This window comes from Bacillota bacterium, assembly GCA_013178125.1.
GTDB lineage: Bacteria > Bacillota > SHA-98 > Ch115 > JABLXJ01 > JABLXL01.
In genome coordinates this window covers 416,171-435,065 of the sequence record JABLXJ010000001.1, presented here as the reverse complement: position 1 = coordinate 435,065, position 18,895 = coordinate 416,171, and the positions used below count along the sequence as shown (strand labels likewise).

The 18,895-nt window shown below is 54.9% G+C and carries 17 protein-coding genes and 1 tRNA gene; 2 read left to right on the top strand and 16 right to left on the bottom strand.

The window, feature by feature from the left end:
- Nucleotides 1-221 precede the first annotated feature (221 nt).
- Nucleotides 222-297 (top strand) — tRNA-Trp (locus HPY71_02300).
- A gap of 720 nt (nt 298-1,017) precedes the next feature.
- On the opposite strand, the gene HPY71_02295 is transcribed toward HPY71_02300, so the two are convergent.
- Nucleotides 1,018-2,634, bottom strand: coding sequence for a sigma 54-interacting transcriptional regulator (locus HPY71_02295; GenBank protein ID NPV52337.1), 1,617 nt, complete (start codon nt 2,632-2,634; stop codon nt 1,018-1,020).
- 282 nt (nt 2,635-2,916) lie between these two features.
- Between HPY71_02295 and HPY71_02290 the strand changes: the two genes are divergently transcribed.
- A complete protein-coding gene (locus HPY71_02290) occupies nt 2,917-3,252 on the top strand; it encodes a 3D domain-containing protein (GenBank protein NPV52336.1) in 336 nt (111 codons plus the stop codon).
- Nucleotides 3,253-3,290: 38 nt separating this feature from the next.
- On the opposite strand, the gene HPY71_02285 is transcribed toward HPY71_02290, so the two are convergent.
- The 15 genes from HPY71_02285 to HPY71_02215 form a co-directional block, all read right to left on the bottom strand.
- The gene (locus HPY71_02285) at nt 3,291-4,277 is read right to left on the bottom strand and encodes a D-alanine--D-alanine ligase (protein ID NPV52335.1); all 987 of its coding nucleotides are present in this window, start codon (nt 4,275-4,277) and stop codon (nt 3,291-3,293) included.
- A gap of 164 nt (nt 4,278-4,441) precedes the next feature.
- Nucleotides 4,442-4,714: a hypothetical protein gene (locus HPY71_02280; protein ID NPV52334.1), complete on the bottom strand. Its 273-nt coding sequence runs from the start codon at nt 4,712-4,714 to the stop codon at nt 4,442-4,444.
- A 114-nt stretch (nt 4,715-4,828) separates the two neighbouring features.
- Nucleotides 4,829-5,587, bottom strand: coding sequence for a 5'/3'-nucleotidase SurE (gene surE, locus HPY71_02275; protein ID NPV52333.1), 759 nt, complete (start codon nt 5,585-5,587; stop codon nt 4,829-4,831).
- A gap of 15 nt (nt 5,588-5,602) precedes the next feature.
- Nucleotides 5,603-6,274, bottom strand: coding sequence for an MgtC/SapB family protein (locus HPY71_02270; GenBank protein ID NPV52332.1), 672 nt, complete (start codon nt 6,272-6,274; stop codon nt 5,603-5,605).
- 247 nt (nt 6,275-6,521) lie between these two features.
- Nucleotides 6,522-7,403 carry a HEAT repeat domain-containing protein gene (locus tag HPY71_02265; protein ID NPV52331.1) on the bottom strand — a complete coding sequence of 294 codons (882 nt, stop codon included), beginning with the start codon at nt 7,401-7,403 and terminating at the stop codon, nt 6,522-6,524.
- Nucleotides 7,404-7,527: 124 nt separating this feature from the next.
- On the bottom strand, nt 7,528-7,881 hold the full coding sequence (locus HPY71_02260) for a hypothetical protein (GenBank protein ID NPV52330.1): 354 nt from the start codon (nt 7,879-7,881) through the stop codon (nt 7,528-7,530).
- Nucleotides 7,878-8,513 (bottom strand): glycerol-3-phosphate 1-O-acyltransferase PlsY, encoded by a 636-nt coding sequence (plsY, locus tag HPY71_02255; protein ID NPV52329.1) that lies wholly within the window; start codon nt 8,511-8,513, stop codon nt 7,878-7,880. Before plsY ends, HPY71_02260 begins: the two co-directional genes overlap by 4 nt.
- A 102-nt stretch (nt 8,514-8,615) precedes the next feature.
- Nucleotides 8,616-10,007: a ribosome biogenesis GTPase Der gene (gene der, locus HPY71_02250; GenBank protein NPV52328.1), complete on the bottom strand. Its 1,392-nt coding sequence runs from the start codon at nt 10,005-10,007 to the stop codon at nt 8,616-8,618.
- A 30-nt stretch (nt 10,008-10,037) separates the two neighbouring features.
- The gene (locus tag HPY71_02245) at nt 10,038-11,546 is read right to left on the bottom strand and encodes a DUF512 domain-containing protein (protein ID NPV52327.1); all 1,509 of its coding nucleotides are present in this window, start codon (nt 11,544-11,546) and stop codon (nt 10,038-10,040) included.
- 179 nt (nt 11,547-11,725) lie between these two features.
- Complete coding sequence (locus HPY71_02240; GenBank protein ID NPV52326.1) at nt 11,726-12,631, bottom strand: foldase; 906 nt, start codon at nt 12,629-12,631, stop codon at nt 11,726-11,728.
- An 81-nt stretch (nt 12,632-12,712) separates the two neighbouring features.
- Nucleotides 12,713-13,177, bottom strand: coding sequence for a DUF3189 family protein (locus tag HPY71_02235; protein NPV52325.1), 465 nt, complete (start codon nt 13,175-13,177; stop codon nt 12,713-12,715).
- Nucleotides 13,178-13,281: 104 nt separating this feature from the next.
- Nucleotides 13,282-13,461, bottom strand: a complete 180-nt coding sequence (locus HPY71_02230) for a hypothetical protein (protein NPV52324.1) — start codon at nt 13,459-13,461, stop codon at nt 13,282-13,284.
- Nucleotides 13,462-13,490: 29 nt separating this feature from the next.
- Nucleotides 13,491-14,399: a hypothetical protein gene (locus tag HPY71_02225; GenBank protein ID NPV52323.1), complete on the bottom strand. Its 909-nt coding sequence runs from the start codon at nt 14,397-14,399 to the stop codon at nt 13,491-13,493.
- A 10-nt stretch (nt 14,400-14,409) separates the two neighbouring features.
- On the bottom strand, nt 14,410-15,666 hold the full coding sequence (locus HPY71_02220; protein ID NPV52322.1) for a stage II sporulation protein P: 1,257 nt from the start codon (nt 15,664-15,666) through the stop codon (nt 14,410-14,412).
- Between the two features lie 954 nt (nt 15,667-16,620).
- Nucleotides 16,621-18,804, bottom strand: coding sequence for a bifunctional 4-hydroxy-3-methylbut-2-enyl diphosphate reductase/30S ribosomal protein S1 (locus tag HPY71_02215; protein NPV52321.1), 2,184 nt, complete (start codon nt 18,802-18,804; stop codon nt 16,621-16,623).
- Between the last annotated feature and the right edge of the window lie 91 nt (nt 18,805-18,895).

The window sequence follows — 18,895 nt, the reverse complement described above, 5'->3', positions numbered from 1 at the left end:
TCGCCGCCAGTCCCCATTTCTCACAATCCCGCATCCACACAAGCTCTCATTAGGCGGATCACCCGCCTCCATGGCCAGGCCGCCAAACCCCAGGGTGCCTAAGAAGAATTACTTTGACGTGGACCTGGCGCTCGCGCATTGCTCTTGACAAATCCCGAGATATTAGATATCATAAAATCGTATTCAAAAATATATGTTCGAAAATACACCAGAGATTGCGCAGGGGAGTAGCTCAACTGGCAGAGCGGCGGTCTCCAAAACCGTAGGTTGCGGGTTCAAGTCCTGTCTCCCCTGCCATTTTTTATTATTCATAACCCTCTTAATTCTTCATAGCCCCTGGGAATGCTGCCGGATAGAGCCGGAAGCTGGATAAACTATCCCGGCAGGCACCACGCCAGGGGTTTTTCCTGTGTTTCACTTCATCATTTTCAAGGGCATGTAAAAAGCAGGGTAAGGTAGGAATCTACCATACCCTGCCTTCAGCGTTTTCTCTACTCTGTCAACCGGAGTTGGCGGTTATCCTGGATGATCTCGGCTACAAAGCCTGGATTAGAAGACCCAAATGCTGAGGACTGCTATAGTAAAGACCGCCAGGATGATTACCCAGATCCACCATCCACCAGGGCTGCTCGCTAAGGCCTTGACCTCACTCGTATCTGGCATATGATTTCACCTCCCTGCAAGCCGTCGCCCCCCAGGCGGTTGAGCCAGCAGCTGATCGGCTCACGGCCCGCCCGTGGTGGGGACTGACCCGCATCTGGTCGCTGGTTCGAGGAGACAGATTTCATATACCCTGCCCCCTCGCATTACCGCACTACATAGTATGTGCCCCGGTTTCTAAGTGTGATAGGGGAAGAAGCCTATAAGGCCTGATGTGCTGCTGGAAGGCCCGGTGGCAAAACAAATGCAACCAAAACGATAGAAACAGAAGTATCCACACAACCATCCAGGAGATGTCAGCCTCCGCGGATTCTCTCGCCAAGATGGCTCGAGCCCTGCAGAGCCTGGTCTCGAGATTCAAGATATAGTGTTGTATTTCTTCAACCTGTACTGGAGGGTCTGGCGGGGAATGCCAAGGAGTCTGGCCGCCCTGGAAATATTACCGCCAGCCCTTTTCATCGCCTCGTTCACCATCTCAATCTCGAGGTTTTCAAGAGCGTGCCTGAGGGGGCGGGCTAGTCTATTTGAGCCTGTAGGTTTATTTGTTGAGACCTCAGGTTTGTTTGAGACTGGCAGCCCGGATTTGCTCAGGGCTAATAGCCCGGTCTCCAGGGCCAGGGGACGCTCACTCTCTGACAACCTGGGTCCGAGCTCCCTGGCAACATGCTGCAAATTGGGCGGGAGGTGCTCAAGTCTTATCCAATCATCCTCGAGCAGGATCATGGCTTGCTCGATTGCGCATTTGAGCTCCCTTACGTTTCCCGGCCAGTCATAATCCTGAAGAACAGCACTTACTGCACCGGATATACCCATGCAATGCTTCCCGAACCTATTATTGAATTCTGAGATAAAATGCGCCACCAGGTTGGGAATATCCTCTTTCCTGTCCCTTAGGGGTGGGATGAAAACGGAAATGGTGCCAGCCACGCCGGCCAGGGCCGGGGGTAGAGATTCCCCCGTTGTAGAAATCCCAAATATGAATCTAATATCAACTCTTTCCGGCCCTGCACTTCCGGCCCTGAAAACCCGCCCTTCCCGGGCAACCGTGATAAGCCTGGCCAGGAGCTCACCGGGCATGGCGTCTATATCCCTGAGAAAAAGCGTGCCGCCATCCGCCAGGCCGATTATACTCCGCCATCCTTGCCCTCCTTCTCCTCCCCCTGCTCCATCCCGACCTGTTTCTACTGTCCCCGGTGAGGATGATGCGCCAAAAAGAAGCGCCTCGACCATGCTACCAGGAATAGCCCTTATACTCTGGCAGATAAACGGGCCGCGACGCCTGGTTTGATTGCTTTGCACATGTATAACTTTTGCAACAAGCTCCTGCCCGACCCCTGGCTCTCCATAAAGCAGCACGGGTTCATCAACCCCTGCGATCTCCTGCAGGATATGCTTCAGCCGGATTATCGGCTCGCTCACCCCTACAATCTCCTCAACACCGGCCGGAGACGACGCCGAGGGAGACTCCCATTTCATCCTGGTCTCATTTTCATTTGCCCCTGCTGATGCCTCCACTGCTTCCGCACCTCTCGATGTCCCCGCCGCTCTATATTCATAAAGCCTTGTCTGGAGATCGACAATCCTCCGCGTCAGCTCCGCTACAACCGCGTCATCGCGAGATATTTTGACCGCGCCGATAATCCGGCTCCCCAGTTTGACCGGGACATTTATGGATGCGACGGTCAGGATGCCCCCATCATCCCTGGTGAATGTCTCCTCCCTCTCGACCACGACCCGGCCGGTCCTCATCGCCTCCAGAAGCGCCTCACTCCTTGATGGGCTTCCCGCGAATACCTCCGTTATATGTTTGCCGGCCATGTCGGAGTTCTCCGTGTGAAATAAGCCTCGAGCCACGTCATTTATAAAAACTAGCCGCCCGTCGCCATCGATTACATGTATTCCCTCGCTGATGTTATCAATAATTGTTTTTAAATTTTGAGATATTTCCTGCAGCTGCACGTCAAACCTGAACATTCAGCCACCCCCACTATCATCCAGGTTTCTCATGTTTTTAATGATTAAACCCTGCCCTATATTGGGCAACCTAAATTACGACTCTAGAGGCCTACCCAGCCTCAATATTGTTTAATACCACTATCCTTTAATACCAGGAGGCCAGGCGATATGAGATATCATCACAGGCTCACAAGAACGCTTAGAGCCGTGATAGTTGTGACTACTGCGGGAGTAGCCCTGGGTACATTACCTGTGATCCTTTTAAGTTGAAACCTGGCACATGCCGCGATTGCGGCCTCCATGGCTCCGGCGGATCCAGCGGCAAGCCCGGTCCGCGTTACAGCCACGGCATATGACGCTTGTCCAAGATGCACTGGGAAAGGCGAGGAACACCCCGCCTTTGGAGTAACAGCAGCAGGGCATCTTGCCAGGGTCGATCATACGATTGCGGTTGACCCGGATGTGATACCGCTTGGAACATGGGTATATATAGAGGGAATGGGAATATACCGGGCCGAAGATACAGGATCGGCTATAAAGGGTCACCGGATAGATATCTTTATGTCCACCCATGAGGAAGCATTAAAATTCGGCATCAGGGAGCTAAATATCTGGCAGGTCAGGCCAGCATTCTAGCCTGTCCTGTTTCTTTATCATGGCTTTTTTATTATGGTTCAGGTTGTCCTATCGGGAACCCTCGAATCATCTTCGAGTGTAAAACCAACCAGCATGTCGACAAGCTCGGGGAAGTCTATGCCCGCCGCTCGAGCGGCATCAGGCACCAGGCTCGTCTCAGTCATGCCTGGTATCGTATTAACCTCCAGCACATATATTTCATTCGGCGTATCCTCGGAGCTTATTATCATATCAACCCGCGACATCCCCCTGCAGCCAAAAGCACAGTGGGCGCGAAGGGCCAGGTCCTTCGCTCTCCTGGTTGCCATTTCACCTATCCTCGCGGGGATAATGTGCTCGCTCAATCCCTGGGTGTACTTGGTCCTGTAATCATAGAAGCCCGTGAGCGGGACTATTTCGATCACAGGCAGGATCCTAGGATTCTCATTCCCAATTATGCCCACGGTTATCTCCGTTCCCTTGATATACTCCTCGACGAGAACCCTTGAATCATATTCAAAGGCGCTCTCGAGCGCAGCAAGAAACTCCCCTCTTTCGTTCACGACGCTCAAACCGATGGTTGAACCTTGGCTGTTTGGCTTAACCACCATGGGATACTTGAACTTCTTCTCCAGGGTGGTCACAATATCGTTAACCTTTGAATTCTCCTTTAACACCTCGTAGCCCTGCTTTTGAATACAATAACTTGCGGGCGTTGGTATACCCTCAAGGCGAAATATCTTCTTGGACATCTCCTTATCCATAGCTAGTGCGCTTGCCAAGACGCCGGATCCAACATACGGGATCCCGAGTATCTCGAGCATCCCCTGGATGCACCCATCCTCACCGTAGCGCCCATGAAGGGCGATAAATACTACATCCGGTTTGCTATTCTGTAGATTCGTCACGAGGTGTTCGTCTAGATCAAACATTAACACCTCATGCCCCTTTATCTCCAGGGCCTTTGCCACCTGTGTCCCTGTCTTGAGCGAGATTTCCCGCTCGCTCGAACGCCCGCCCATGATAACAGCAACCCTCTTACTCAAACTGTTATCCCCCAGCTTTACTATATGTTGTATGAAAATCCACATATTTGCCAGCGCTATTCTCGAATCAAAGCTAAAGACCTTTTAACGCCTGGCCCCTTTTAGGATCACCCTAATACACTAATTACATTTAATATTTAAGTTAATATTTAAGTAGCAGTATATCAAGTAGCGTGCTTTATTATGAACTCCACCAGCATATATAGGGCTATGAGAAAGATCGATAAAGCATATATATAGCTTGTGATGAGGATCATTCTCGCCCATACTCTCCTGAGCTTATCTGACACCCCGTCCACCATCTCGAAAAAAAGCCCGACCCCGATCTCCAGGATGCACACAAACGAGATGAAGGTTGCAATTAAAAGAAGTGAGAAAACCGGGTAATGCCCCTCCACGACGGCACCCTCCAAGCTTGCCCTGTTGTTGGTTCGCACAGGTAATTCGAGGAGACATGCTGCGCAAACAGGGATATGCCACACTTACTGCGCATAGATATGATATGCGCCAGGTGCCAGTCTTGTTAGTGTGCTGTATGGCAGAGTTATCGCCTATTTGAGATCGAGCTTCCGCAACTCATCCAGGAGTTCATACCGGGTGAGGTCGAAATGGATCGGTGTTACCGAGATCATATTATTCTTGATTGCGACTGCGTCAACATCATCGCATTTGTCGCATTCAACCATCTCGCCGGCAAGCCAGTAATATGTGCGCCCCCGTGGGTCTATTCGTTTATCAAAAACATCCTTGTACTTCCGGGTCCCGAGTTTCGTTACTGCAACACCTGCGATCTCCGAGTCCTCCATGGAGGGGACATTGATATTAAGGAGGGTATTAGCCGGGAGGATACCGTCCACCACCTTTTTGACCATTCGCGTGGCGAACGCTGAAGCCCCCGAATAATTACAATCCTCAAAGGCAGCGACGGAGACGGCCATGGAGGGTATCCCCATAATGGCCCCCTCGATGGCAGCGGATACCGTTCCGGAGTATAATACGTCCATGCCAAGATTCGGACCCCGGTTGATCCCCGATACTACTACATTAGGCGGTTCCGCCAGCAGGACCTCACACGCGAGCTTAACGCAGTCGGATGGTGTACCATCCACCATCCACGCCTCGACATCTAGGTCCGATAAGATAACACTCTCGACACGCAGAGGACGGAATACCGTTATGGCGTGCCCTGTGGCGCTTCTCTCCCTGTCAGGAGCGCATACTATAACCCTCGAGATTTCCTTTAAAGCTCTAACAACTGCACGGAGTCCATCAGAGTATATCCCATCGTCATTTGTAACAAGCACCGTCATTAACTCACTCACCTGTCAGTGGCCGTATTTTACCTCGTGGACGCCGGGGAGGTGCGATATCTCCTCGATGAGCTTCTCCCGCGGCACATTCGCGGGTAATTCCAGGGACAGGTGGATGCGAGCCTCATCGTCCTGCTCCACAAATTCCATATCAACGCCTTTAATGCCCACTCCGAAGCGCCCGAGCGCCGTCGCGATCGCCCCGAGCTGGCCGGGCTTGTCGGACGCAGCGACAAAAAGCGTGTTTTGCTTTGTGTAGATGAGAGACTTCTCAACCCTGTCCAGAGCTATCAGGACAACGACGACCATCGCAGTGGTGACCGTCGCGGCTAGATATGCCCCGCTGCCGACCGCGAGCCCTATGCCTGCTACAACCCAGAGGCTCGCCGCGGTGGTCAGGCCCTTTACTGTCAGACCCTCCCTGAAGATTGTGCCCGCGCCGAGGAAGCCTATGCCGCTCACCACCTGGGCCGCAAGCCGCGCAGGGTCGCGCGTTGCGGTTTCAAACTCGCCGAAGCCATGAATGGAGAGAATCATCACAAGGCAGGAGCCCACCGAGACCAGGATGTGGGTTCTAAACCCGGCCGGCCTCCTGTGGCTTTCGCGTTCAAGTCCTATAAGCCCACCAAGAAGGCAGGCAAGGGCAAGCCGCCATATGATTTCCGCCTGCGTTATCTCCGTAGGCATAACAGCTCAACTTCCCCTTTTACCCCCAAGAAATAACCCGCCCCTAACAGTATGGGGCAAAGCCCGGGGGCTGCGATACTCCCACAATGATAATTATGCATAAGATACGCCCAGACCATCCAGCATCCCCTTGTTTTATTATTTTACATTGTCGCATGTGCGAAAAAAGACGCCTTTCGGCGCATCTTTCGCAAGAGAGACTACAGGATAACGGGACAATGACGAGCTCTTTTCTGGTCCTCCTGTCTCACCCGCTCGCCCTGTGAAGCTCCCCCTGGGCCAGGACACGGGCAGCCGTGATGCCTACAAGATTCCGGACCTCCTCGAGGGCGCTGACGACAGGGCGCACGGCATCGTCGCCGCATATTGCCCTCAATGCATGGAGTGCGTGGAAACGCAACTCTTCGTCCTCGAAACATAACCGGACGAGGGGCTCAACGGCCCTCCTGTTCCCAAAGCCACGCAGGGCCTGGATAGCACTGTAGCGAATATCCCGGCACTCGTCACCAAGGGCCATGATCAAGGAATCGACGGCCCTGTGGTCGCCGATCCTCCTGAGCGCCTCGACCGCCTCATACCGGACCCCTCTGTCCTCATCCCCCACCAAGGACATCAAGGCCGGGACAGCCCTACCATCTCGCAGCTCCCCAAGAAGCTTCGCCACCCTCCGGCGTATGTTTCGCTCAGGATTTTTCAACGCTTCGACGAGAGGCGCAATATCACCCTGATCGATTATGCGCTTCAGGGAGGTCGATACGCTGTAGCCAACATAGGGATTCGGATCCTTTAACGCCTGAATCAGGGGGGCTATCGCGCCCTTATCCCCCAGGAGCCCCAGGGCTTCCGCCGCCCAGCCGCGAACCGAATCGTCCTCGTCATTCAATGCATATACCAGTGCCGGGATAGCTCTCCGGTCCCGGAGCTTGCCGAGCCCATATGCAGCCCCGCGGCGCGCCGTAACATCGCCCTCTTTCAGCGCCAGTAGGAGAAGATCGATTATCTCCTCTCGCGCGCGGACCATCTGGCCGCTCGCCTTGTCGCGTATTCTCTCATCGAGGGTTTCGAGGTCTTTCTCCAAGGCAGTAAGCTGTTCGATGAGGTTCTCTATCCTCCCGCGCTTATCGAGCACCCCCGCTCCCCCCGTAAGAAGCTTAAAATGGCACAATTAGCTTTTCGACACTCGGTGAGTAAATCCTTCCTCCATCTTCATTTTTAGGCGGGTACCTCCATCCCGGGGTGGCGACACGGTTTGATTACGCCTTCATCCGACAATGCGGGCATTCTGTCGCATCGAGTTCCATATTCTCGTGACATCTCAGACATTCTTTCTTCACCGGCTTGCCGCAATGAGGACAAAACGCCAGATAATTGATGTATTTCCTGCTGCAATGCGGGCATGTATTGAGATGGCCCTTAGGCCTGAAGATTATATAGAGCGCCGGCACCAGAAGCGCGCCTAGGATCGGCATCATCAAACCGCCAATAATAGCTCCCGCGCTCCATAAAAACGGGTTGGAATCGCGCGTCCTGGCATCCCGGTAAGCCCAAATCGCAACAAGTATTGATATGCCCAGGCTCAATCCCAGCACTACTAGGTTTGCCTTCACTTCTTCTCCCTCCCACTGTTATTCCCACTGGTATTCCTGCTGGGGGCCGAATCCACCTTTTGACCTAGCTTGTATTCTTTTCCGGCAATCAACCTCCTGATGTTCGACCTGTGTTTATAAATTACAAGAAGGGCGATTAAAATGCTTGCGGGGAGATACTCTCGAGGCCCGCCCAGGCCCCACGCGATAAATGGGAAAAGGACCGCGATGGTGACGGACCCGAGGGAAACATACCGCGTGAGGGCCACTATGATGGCCCAGATTGCCGCTAGGATGAGGACCGCCCTGGGCATCAACACGGTTGCCGCTCCCGTGCTTACGGCTATACCCTTCCCGCCGCCAAACCTCAAAAAGACCGACCAATGCCCACCCAGCACCGCCGCGACGCCACATACAGCCGCCATGGGGGGCCCGCCCACCTTAAACCCCCAGAGCGTAGCAATGGCGCCCTTCGCGAAGTCGCCCAGGAGGACCAGAAAGGCGGGGAGAGGTCCCATGACGCGCAGGACATTAGTTGCGCCGATATTACCGCTCCCGTGCTTTCTCACATCAATCCCCCGGTGCAACCTCCCGACCACATAACCGAAGGGGATCGCCCCGATAAGGTAGCTCACAATTAGAGATAAAACAATTACCCCTGCACCAGCATTGACCGTCCCCACGCTTCCCCTGCCCCCTATCCCATCTCACATCTTCCTAGAGCTCCTCCGCCACCCGCTACACGCCGCCACCTGTCAGGTCTTCCTGCGCATCCACAGCTCTATCCTCGTGCCCTCAAAGCCGAAAGCCTCCCGTAACGTATTCTCGAGATACCGCTCATAAGAGAAGTGCATTAGATCAGGATCGTTCACATAGATCGCAAACGCGGGCGGCCTGGACCTGACCTGCGTTCCATAGTACACCTTCAACTCCCTCCCCTTATGTGAAGGGGGCTCGACCCGCACTACCGCCTCCTGGATCACCTGGTTCAGGGTTGATGTCGGTATCCTGGAGCTCCACCTGGCGAAGACGTCCTTTATCATCTGGAGAAGAGTCTCCACTCTCTTCCCTGTAACAGCTGATATGAAAACAATCGGAGCATAGTCCAGAAACCCGAGGGTATCCCGTATATCCCTCTCGAGCTGAGTCATGACGTTTTCCCGGTCCTTGACCAGGTCCCACTTGTTGACCGCAATTATACAGCCTCGCCCCGCCTCGTGAATATAGCCCCCTATCTTCGTCTCCTGCTCGGTCGGGCCCTCGAGGGCGTCCAGCACGAGGACGGCGACATCACATCTATCTATTGCACGCAGCGCCCTCAGAACAGAGTATCTCTCGAGTTGATCCCTGATCCTGGATTTACGCCTGATCCCCGCTGTATCGATAATCCTGAACTCCTGGTCGCCATGGCGAAATAGTGTATCTATAGCATCCCTGGTCGTCCCGGGCACATCGCTTACTATGAAGCGTTCCTCTCCAAGGATCTTGTTGACGAGGGAGGATTTCCCGACGTTGGGGCGCCCGATCACGGCGATCTTTATGACGAATCCGGTTGTCTCAGCTTCTCCGGTCTCTCCTTCAGCCGCGCCGGCGCCTGGCAGCTGCCCCATACTCTCTATAACGGCATCGAGGAGATCACCTACGCCCTCGCCATGCACGGCCGAAATTGGAAAGGCATCACCGAGACCCAGCTCATAAAGGTCCATGTGCCCGGCCTCATGCCCCCCGATTTTCCCCTCGAGTTTGTTGGCGACGAGGAGCACCGGCTTGCCCGAGCGACGGAGGATGCCGGCAATATCATGATCAGCCGGTGTCACGCCATCCCTGGCATCGACGACGAACAAAATGATGTCCGATTCGGCTATGGCGATCTCCGCCTGGCGCCGCGTCTGCTGCATGATCTCCAGTTCATCTTCGGCTCGGGACCCCGCCCCGGCCCTGGCCTTCCCCGAGATCACATCGATCCCGCCGGTGTCCACGAGCAAGAAGCGCCTACCTCTCCATTCCGCCCATTCATATATCCTATCCCTGGTCACGCCGGGCGTCTTCTCCACGATGGCTACCCTCGCCCCTATGATCCTGTTGAACAGCGTAGATTTTCCCACATTGGGCCGTCCTACTATAGCCACAACCGGCGCATTTGTCACCGATTCAAACCTGCCTTTCACCGCACCCTGCTATCGATTCATCCAGGTCGAGTCATCCAGGTCGAGATCAGAACCAGCCCGCTTCCCCATGATATCGCACGCCAGCTCGAACAACGCCTCCGGCGTCGGCTCTACCACGCGCACCGGGGCATTCAGGGCCGCCTCGATATCCCTCGTGCTTATCCCGTCCAGGAAGAAATCCTCGCCTGATTTCAACATTACCGACGGGACGGCTATGCAGGCGATCTGATCGCCACAGCAGCAGCCACAGCCCCTGGCATGACCGGCACAGTCCCCAGAGGAGCGCCCCACGGCCCACACCGACAGGGCCTCAATGATATCCCGACCGACAACAAGACCGGCCACTGAGATGCTATCGCCGAAGAAACGGTTTCGCACCGGGCATACTGCCACGCTAAGCCCCGGGAGGCTTTCCTCTATGAAAGCGGCTGCCTCCATGATTATATCTTGTGCAAGAAGGCCCGTCACAACCAGGATGTTTTTAAAAATCCCAGCCCCACGAGCCCGACCTCGAGCCCGGATGTCGCGGAGCTTACTCAACTCGCGCAGCTTGCGTCGCTCGCGCAGGCTGTCAAGCTCATCAAGGAATGACCTTATGAGCCCTATGCCATTTTCGAACTGTGGGAAATCCTCATAAAATAAGGCGGCCGGCACCTCACGGCGCGCCGTAAGATAGAACTCGTCGGCGGCGAAGCAAAAGGAATAGCCGAATCTCCGTCTGAATTCAGCCGCCCACCTCTCGATCTGGTCAACCACGGCCCGGGCATCAGGCTTCGTTACCGGTCTCAGGGGATAAAGCCCGCTCCTGTAGCGCGTGAGGCCCACAGGGACCACCCCGACGGATTTCACCTGCGGCCAGAAACCAGCGAGGTCGGATATTGTCGCATCCAGGATTGCCCCATCATTCAGGTCGGGGCACAGGACTATCTGGATATGCATCTCTATGCCGGATCGTGCGAGCAAGCTGATCTGATTCATAATTTGTCCCGCGTGCCGGCTGCCGAGGAGCCTCGCCCGGACCTCGGGGGAGGTCGCGTGAACCGAAATATAAAGCGGCGAAAGCTTCATCCGGGCGATACGTTCGAGATCAGGAGGAGCCGCATTTGTCAGGGTAATGAAGTTCCCATGCAGGAACGAGAGACGGTAATCATCGTCCTTGATATAAAGACTCTCCCTGAGGCCGCCCGGCAACTGGTCGATGAAGCAAAAAATACACTTATTTCGACATGTCCTGATCCCGTCGAACGTTGCAGACTCGAACTCTATCCCGAGATCCTCATCATAGTCCTTATCCACATCTATCACCCAAAGCTCCCCATCTTTCTTCATGACCTCGAGCTCCAGGTGCGTATCTGTCTCAAGGAACCTGTAATCTATAATATCAGCGAGGGGGAAGCCATTGATGCTGAGGACAATATCGCCTCCCTCCAGGCCGGCCTCACCGGCGGCAGACCCGGGGTTGACCGCGGCCACTTTGGCTCCCGTCCCCTTTCTCGCTCCAGCACTCATCTTCCCCACTCAATGATCGCCTCACCATTTGATTATTCGCGGTCCGGATGGAATCTCCTTCCCTGCAAAGGGAGAGGAGGGGTAACCCCTCCTCTCTCGTGATGCCGCACGGCGGCATGGAGGCCTGACGCGGCGGATAGACACGCCCGGTGGAATGGCCTGGCCAATCCTAATATGCCTAAATATGCCTAATATGCTAGGGTATCAAGCACGCTCTTTAGGTCCTTGGAGTTTATCTCTATCCTGGCACTATGTGCCAGCCCGGCTATGACCTCACCTGCCGGCTTCGCTTTCTCGTTTTTGACTAGCTTCTCGATCCTAGTTTTAACTTCGTCAAACGCCAGCTGCTTCTCGGGCTTTCTCGCCTCCACCCTTATTATGTGATAACCGTAGGCGGACCTGACGATGCCGCTGGTCTGGCCGACGCCAAGTGAAAAAGCGGCCTTCTCGAACTCCGGGTCCATCATGCCACGCCGAAAATAGCCGAGGTCTCCGCCTTTATCCTTCGTTCCCGGATCCCTGGACTTCTCCTTCGCTATCGCCGCAAAATCAGCACCCGATTTCAATTGGGCCAGGATGCCCCTTGCCGCCTTTTCGTCGCCTACCAGTATATGCCTGGCCCTTACCTCTTCAGGCTCTTTAAAATCGGCCTTGTGCTCGTTATAGTACTTCAGCAACTCATCTTCCGTCACCGTTATATCCTTCGTTGCAAGGGCATTGAGCAGCAGGCTCACTTCGATCTGCTTCCGGACGTCCCCCTCCGTCATCCCATACTGGCCCAGGACAGACTCAAATGCCTCATTGGAGCCAAACTGCTTGACGAGATTATTCACTTCCTCATCGACGTCGGCCTTGCTGATAGAAATGCCTTCACGCGCAGCAGCCTGGCGTATAAGCTCCTCGCGAATCATCGCGGACAGGATCTGCTTCCCCCCTTGATCCTCCAGGGCCTTATGGAAGCTAGACCAGGATATTGCCTTTCCGTTTACCCTGGCCACAGCACTGATGTTAGAATAGATATACCACGCGCCGCAGGCGACGAGCAATACTGCCGCCAGAACGATTACAGTCACCACGCCGGTCTTGCGCCTCACGCCCCAACCCTCTCCCTTCCTTACACTACCATACACTACCGTCAAACGCCAAGCTCAGTGTATCATACCATCAAAAGCCTGTCAACAATTGGCACCTATTTCCTGCTTTATCGAGTCGACCATCCGGACGAAGTCCCCATATGATCTCTGAATACCGTAGACCGTGAGCGGCCTCCCTGCCCTGACCAATCCCATACGCCTCGAGAGCACACCACCTACCCTGGTTATAAGGCCCACATGGGGAAGGGCGTTTACCAGCAATAAATCGGATTCGGGTATCCCGTATATTTTTAAGATGCTGTATATAGCCCGCCTGACAATGTCTTTAGCATACCCCATACCCATTATATAAACTGAATTCCCCCACTCGTCTTCACCCATGAAAAAGCATGTCCCGATCTCATTTGAGCCGGTCCTGTCGAAATGTGGCACATTCATGATCTCTCTTGCCGAGGGGATACGGTCGCAGGGAAGAATTCCAATGTGAATCGCAGCAGCGACCACTGATGAATGGGCGCTCCCATAACAGTGGTATATGATCTTCATGCTCAAAACAGCTCTTTCTCTTCCGATCTAATTCTCTTCCGATCTGATCCTCAATTCCCTATATTTAACCTGGCATCCAATCCCAAATCCCAAATCTCTAATTCTCAGTGCTTTACGATAATATAGACGCCATTCTCAAGATCATGGACTATACCGCCAGTTATCCGGCTAAGGTAGATGGCTATCCGCTCCATCTCAGCCTCGTCGCTTGCATAAAACACCGGAGCCTGGCCCGCAACTTTCTCTTTATTAACTGTCACAACGGCCAGGACGGAATTGATCATGCTCACATCCACCGCGCTTCAACCCCCCTTTAATCCTGTGCATACCTGCCCGCAAGGGTTCGTAATGGCGATCTCCTGGCGCTCTCCAGGACTGGAACCCTCCTTATAGCCTCGAGGAGGCTCTCGACATCCCTTTCAATGGGGAGTATGACAAAGGCGACCCTGCCAGTTTTTGTGCTCAGCCGGGCAAGCGGAACAAACTCCGGCTCGGAGACGTCAAGCCGCACACCCATGATCGCCGCTGCGTCGTGGGCGATAGCCTGGCGCTGGCCCAGATTGGCCAGGGTCGCCCGGGCGTTGTCATCCTTCGGCTCTATTACGACCGCGAGCCCACTGGAAAGATATAGCTCCCGCGATCCCTTGAGCCCAATATTCGTTAGGACTACATCCTCGACCATAAGCAGGGACCCCGCAAAACGCAGTTCAGCCTGGCGCACGACCGCGATATCCCCCACGCGGTCGCCGACCATTCCCTTGTTTAATACGTTCATTGATATAACACCGGAAATAGCGCCCAGGAGCAGGTTGAACACCAGGGGGAACGGAGCCAGAAATACAACACCGCTCACGATTAGGCCCACAAGCATTGCAAGGTAATTGCGAGCCTCAAAGACTTTCGCGATCCCTTCTATATATGCGGCGCCCCGTGGCACGAGCTCCGTCTCCTCAATCCGCTCGAGACTCCTTCGCTCCATGTCGCGGACCTCTCGAAACTGCTGTGCAGCAAGGGCAAGAATCGTGACTGCCATGTAATCCCTTTTCAGGAGGGCGGGAATAGCGAGAGCTCCGAGGCTCGCCGCAATCAGCCCGAGGCCCATGTGGATGACGTAGCCATGGGGATAGCTGGGATATTGCCGGTAATCAACCCTCAGCATATAATATCTGGCTAGCACCCCCATGGCAACGGCAAAGGAGATGCGTGCCAGGATGGTCAACATAGGCACACCCCTACTTCCTGCGGCGCAGCAGTCCGAGAAAGTTAAGGAATTCCGAGCCTCTCAGGCGGGAGAGACGCTTTCGAAGCTGGCCTCGGGCCCCCTCATTTAAAAGTATGAAGAACACCGCAATTGCTAGCACTGCTCCGGCTATCCACAGGGACGACCTGCCTGTCCCACCACGCCCGACGGAGGGCGCTGGCTCTGACACCCTGCCAAGGGCGAGGGCTATGCTATCGGCAAAAAGCTCGGCGCCCCGGACGGCACGGTCAAGGGTGTTAGTATTGGCCCCGAATTCCAGAAGCATCGCTCGCGGGAATAAATCCTGGTTATAATTCCCCTGGGCCATTAATATACCCTTTACAAGGCCGGGATGCTGGCGATCTGCGGTGGCCTTCAGCGCCTTTGCAAACTTCAGATTCGTCCCTCTCGTCTGGTTCTGCCTCCCGAGAATGAGGGTGACTTTGGTTACGTCCTCCCCCGCAATCCGCGCATTATATTCCTCGGGGGGGACAGCATCCCTGTGGACATCAAAGATGGCGATAGGCTGCCTCTTGAGAAGGCTCATGGCAGTCCTGCGCGACCTCTCATATGCGGCGCCGTCGTGTGGGTTATGATTGGCCTCCGATAGAATGACCTCGTAGCCCTTCTGCCTTAACCTGGCCGCCAGCACCTTGCCAACCTCATAGATGTCCCCCCAACGCTTGCTGGATGTGCCGCTCGTGGGCTGGTAGGATTCATCGCTGTGGCTGTGGTAGATCGCGATTGGGCCACGCCCACCGCGACCGATCCGGGCCTCCCCTTCCACCTGGGGGGTTAAGGTTCCCATAGAATCTACGGAATCGGTCAGGTTTACAACCTCGAGAAACCTCGCCCTGGCATTATCCCCGTTTATCTCCTGCACCTCGTACGCCCTGTTGTCCTCGGCTATAAATACGTCACCTATCGATAGTTCCAGCGCCGTCCTGAAGAGAACCCGGCCACCCTCATCCATCAACGTGTAATAACCGCTCTCGCGTTCGGTTTCAGCGCATGTCTCCTGGCTCGCAAGCGCGAGGGATGCAAGGAATGCTAAGAAGAATGGTACAAGGAATGCTATAGCCCTGGATTTACCTGTTCTCATCCCCATAACCCTCCCCGGCCTCCTGCTCCCGGCCCCCGCCTCCGGTGCCAGTATGCGCCTCATTACCTTGATCTTCCTGCTCCTGACCTTGTCCCCTCGCCTCGAGAGCCACCCGCGGGTCATCGACCCGCAAAATCCGCTCCTCATTTGGCGCCGGGCCTCCTCCGATCCTCTCGAAGGTCTCCCCGGCAATCTCGGCCAGGGCGACGGCGACCAGGCCTGCTATTACAGTAGTATCGAAGATGCCTGCCCCGCCCAGGTAGACGGTGCTCGGAATCCCCCGGATGCTGACCTCTATAAGATGCGCGATGTCCATTATCAGGACACCGAGAATGCCACCGGCAAATGCAGCACGCCTGGACCTGCCTGCAATATACGCTACTGCGCCGGCTATCAGGCCGAAGAGATATATGGGCTCGACAAGCGTATGCCCTTCCTCGAAGGTGAAGAGCTTTGATACGGCATAGAGCACCCCGCCGGTTACTACGGCACTTAAAATCCCACGGGTCGTCTCTGCCGGCGTGTCGGCCTTCACCAGTACGTATATTGCGATCCCGAGGGGCACGAGCGCTCCCCCGACGTTTATGGTTACAGGCCTCACATAGCGCGAAATCGGTATATCTATGAAGCCCCCTATGAGCATGAGCCCCAGCATCAGAAGGGCCTGCTTATCTGTAAGATGCATCCGGTCGAGTATCCGGTGGGCCAGACCGAGAAATATCAGCACGCTGACCGCAAGCAGCAAGATAACTCCGGTAGCCACGACGTATTATCCCCCTTTTTCGGCAGGTTTCGTAGCCTATTTTTCCTCATCGAATAGGTATTTATGTGTCCACCCTGAGCTGGGTAGGCGGTGCGCCTCTATTCGCCCGGCGGAAAGATACGTAAAAATATACATTCAATGGTGAGTAATAGACAGCTTGGGACTTACATAGCTAAAAAATGCCCCGCCATAGCTCCGCTGACCTGGATACACCAGGCCTAACGGCCCTATGCCGGGGCATCTCTAATAGCCCTGCTCCTATGCCCTCTAGCCTATATAGCGTATTATATGGCGTATGTTATCTACATTGCCCTCCACATGCTTAATTATTTACTCTTCTACTCGTTTTCCCTCTCGAAGAGGTCGCCGAAGACATCGCCAAGGGTCGGCCCATGCTCATTTTCATCCTTGGCAACGTAGTTGTCACGGGGGCCTCGCCCCTCTTGCTTTTCAGCCCTTTCTGCCTTTTCCGCAGGGGGCTTTGCCTCTTTCATGCTTAACCCTATGCGATGCTCCTGGGGCTTGACGCTTACGACCTTGACCTTAACCTCCTGGCCGGGCTGCACAACCTCCTCAGGCTTGGCAATATGCCTGTCCGCGAGCTGTGAGATATGCACAAGCCCTTCTATCCCTGGCTCGAGCTCCACAAAGGCCCCGAAATTCATCAACTTCGTGACCTTGCCTGTCGCAATCGATCCAACGGGATAACGTTTCTCGATATCGAGCCATGGGTCGGGGAGCGTCTGCTTGAGGCCGAGGGAGATTCGTCCCTTCTCCTTATCAAGACCCAGAACCATAACCTTTATGTGATCACCCTCGGAGACGACGTCCTTCGGGTCCTTCACGCGCCCCCATGACATGTCCGAAACGTGGAGCAGCCCCTCAACTCCATCACCGATATCCACGAAAGCACCGAAGTTCACCACCCGCTTTACGATGCCCTCTTTGATATCCCCTTCCTTCAGGGTCTCGAATGCCCGCTCCCGGGCTTCAGCCTGTTCCTGCTCCAGGACCAGCCTCTGCGACAGGACGGCGTTATTCTTTGACCGGTCGGCCTCCAGCACCTTGAGATGCATATGGGTCCCGACGACGGAAGAGAGGTCGGCGACAGGCCTCAAGCCGATATGCGACGCCGGCACAAAGCCCCTCGTCCCGACGTCCACCACGACGCCTCCCTTGACTACAGTAGTTGCGACCCCCTCTATGATCTCACCGGTGTCAAGGGCCCGAGTCAGCCTCTCCCATGCCTTCTCCTGGTCTGCTCGCCGCTTGGATAGTATCGTATTCCCCTGTTCGTCCTCAACCTGCAAGACATAGGCATCTATCTCATCCCCAATGCTCACGACCTCAGCCGGGGAGTTAATGCGCCTGTTTGAAAGCTCTGATATGGGTATAATGCCCTCAGACTTTTGTCCAAAATCAACAAGGACCTGGTCCGGCTCCATACGGACCACGATTCCCCTCACGATTTGCCCCTTCTCGATCGCTTCCCCGGTATTATCCAGGTCCGTTACATCAAACTGCTGCCCCTCTCCATTAGGCCCTCCGCCGGATTCTTTTTCCCCCGCCTGAGCACGCCCCTCGCTGCTATCATCGCTGGCCGGCAGATCGCCCGGTGCCTCGTCAGAGCTCACCTCTGTGAGCTGGGCCCCCCCAAACTCCCCGGATTTCTCTTGGTCTAGCTTCTCCTGATCCAAGTCTTTCATCTTCCGCACAACCTCCTCAATAACCCAATTCGGCGTGGACGCCCCCGCTGTAATCCCCACGGCCTTTACATCCCTGAACAATGCTGCGTCCAGCTCGCCAGCATCTTGAATCCAATAAGCCCTACCTCCAGAAGCATTACACACCTCCCAGAGCCTTCTTGTATTTGCACTCGCGCGCCCCCCGATAACTATCATCGCATCAACCCGCGACATCAGATCGCGCGCTGCATTCTGCCGCTCCTCCGTAGCGCCGCAAATCGTATTATATATAACCAGCTCCCTGGCTCGTCCCAGGATTACATCGGCAATACTCCTGAGCACGTCAAGGCTTTGTGTCGTTTGCACCACAATAGCTACCCTGCTTGATATCTCAGCCCGGCCCAGGTCATCAACATCTTGAGCGACAACGGCCTGAGGCCCAGCCCAGCCCAATAGGCCTTCGACCTCTGAGTGGCCCTTGTCGCCGATGACGAGGACCTGGTAGCCATCGCGGGCCGCCCTCCAGGCAAGCTGCTGCGCGCGCCTGACGTGAGGGCAGGTAGCGTCAACCACCCTCAGCCCTTTCTCCTTCGCAGAGTCTATGATACGTGGAGGCAGGCCATGCGAAGGTATAACAAGGGTTCCGTCGCCGCACGCCTCGAGGCTGTCACAGACGCCTATCCCGCTGGCCTCGAGCCACTTCACAGCTTGAGGATTGTGAACAAGCGGGCCAAGGGTATACGCCTTACCACACGACCTGACCGCGGCCAGGGTTATATCAATAGCCCGCCTGACCCCATAACAAAAACCCGCATGCTCACACAGGATGATATCCAATACCTAATCTCCCCGCTCAATATAAATATTCCCGATCAACACTAATAAAACAATATCAAAATGGACCTGCAATTGTTAGGATTATCTGGTG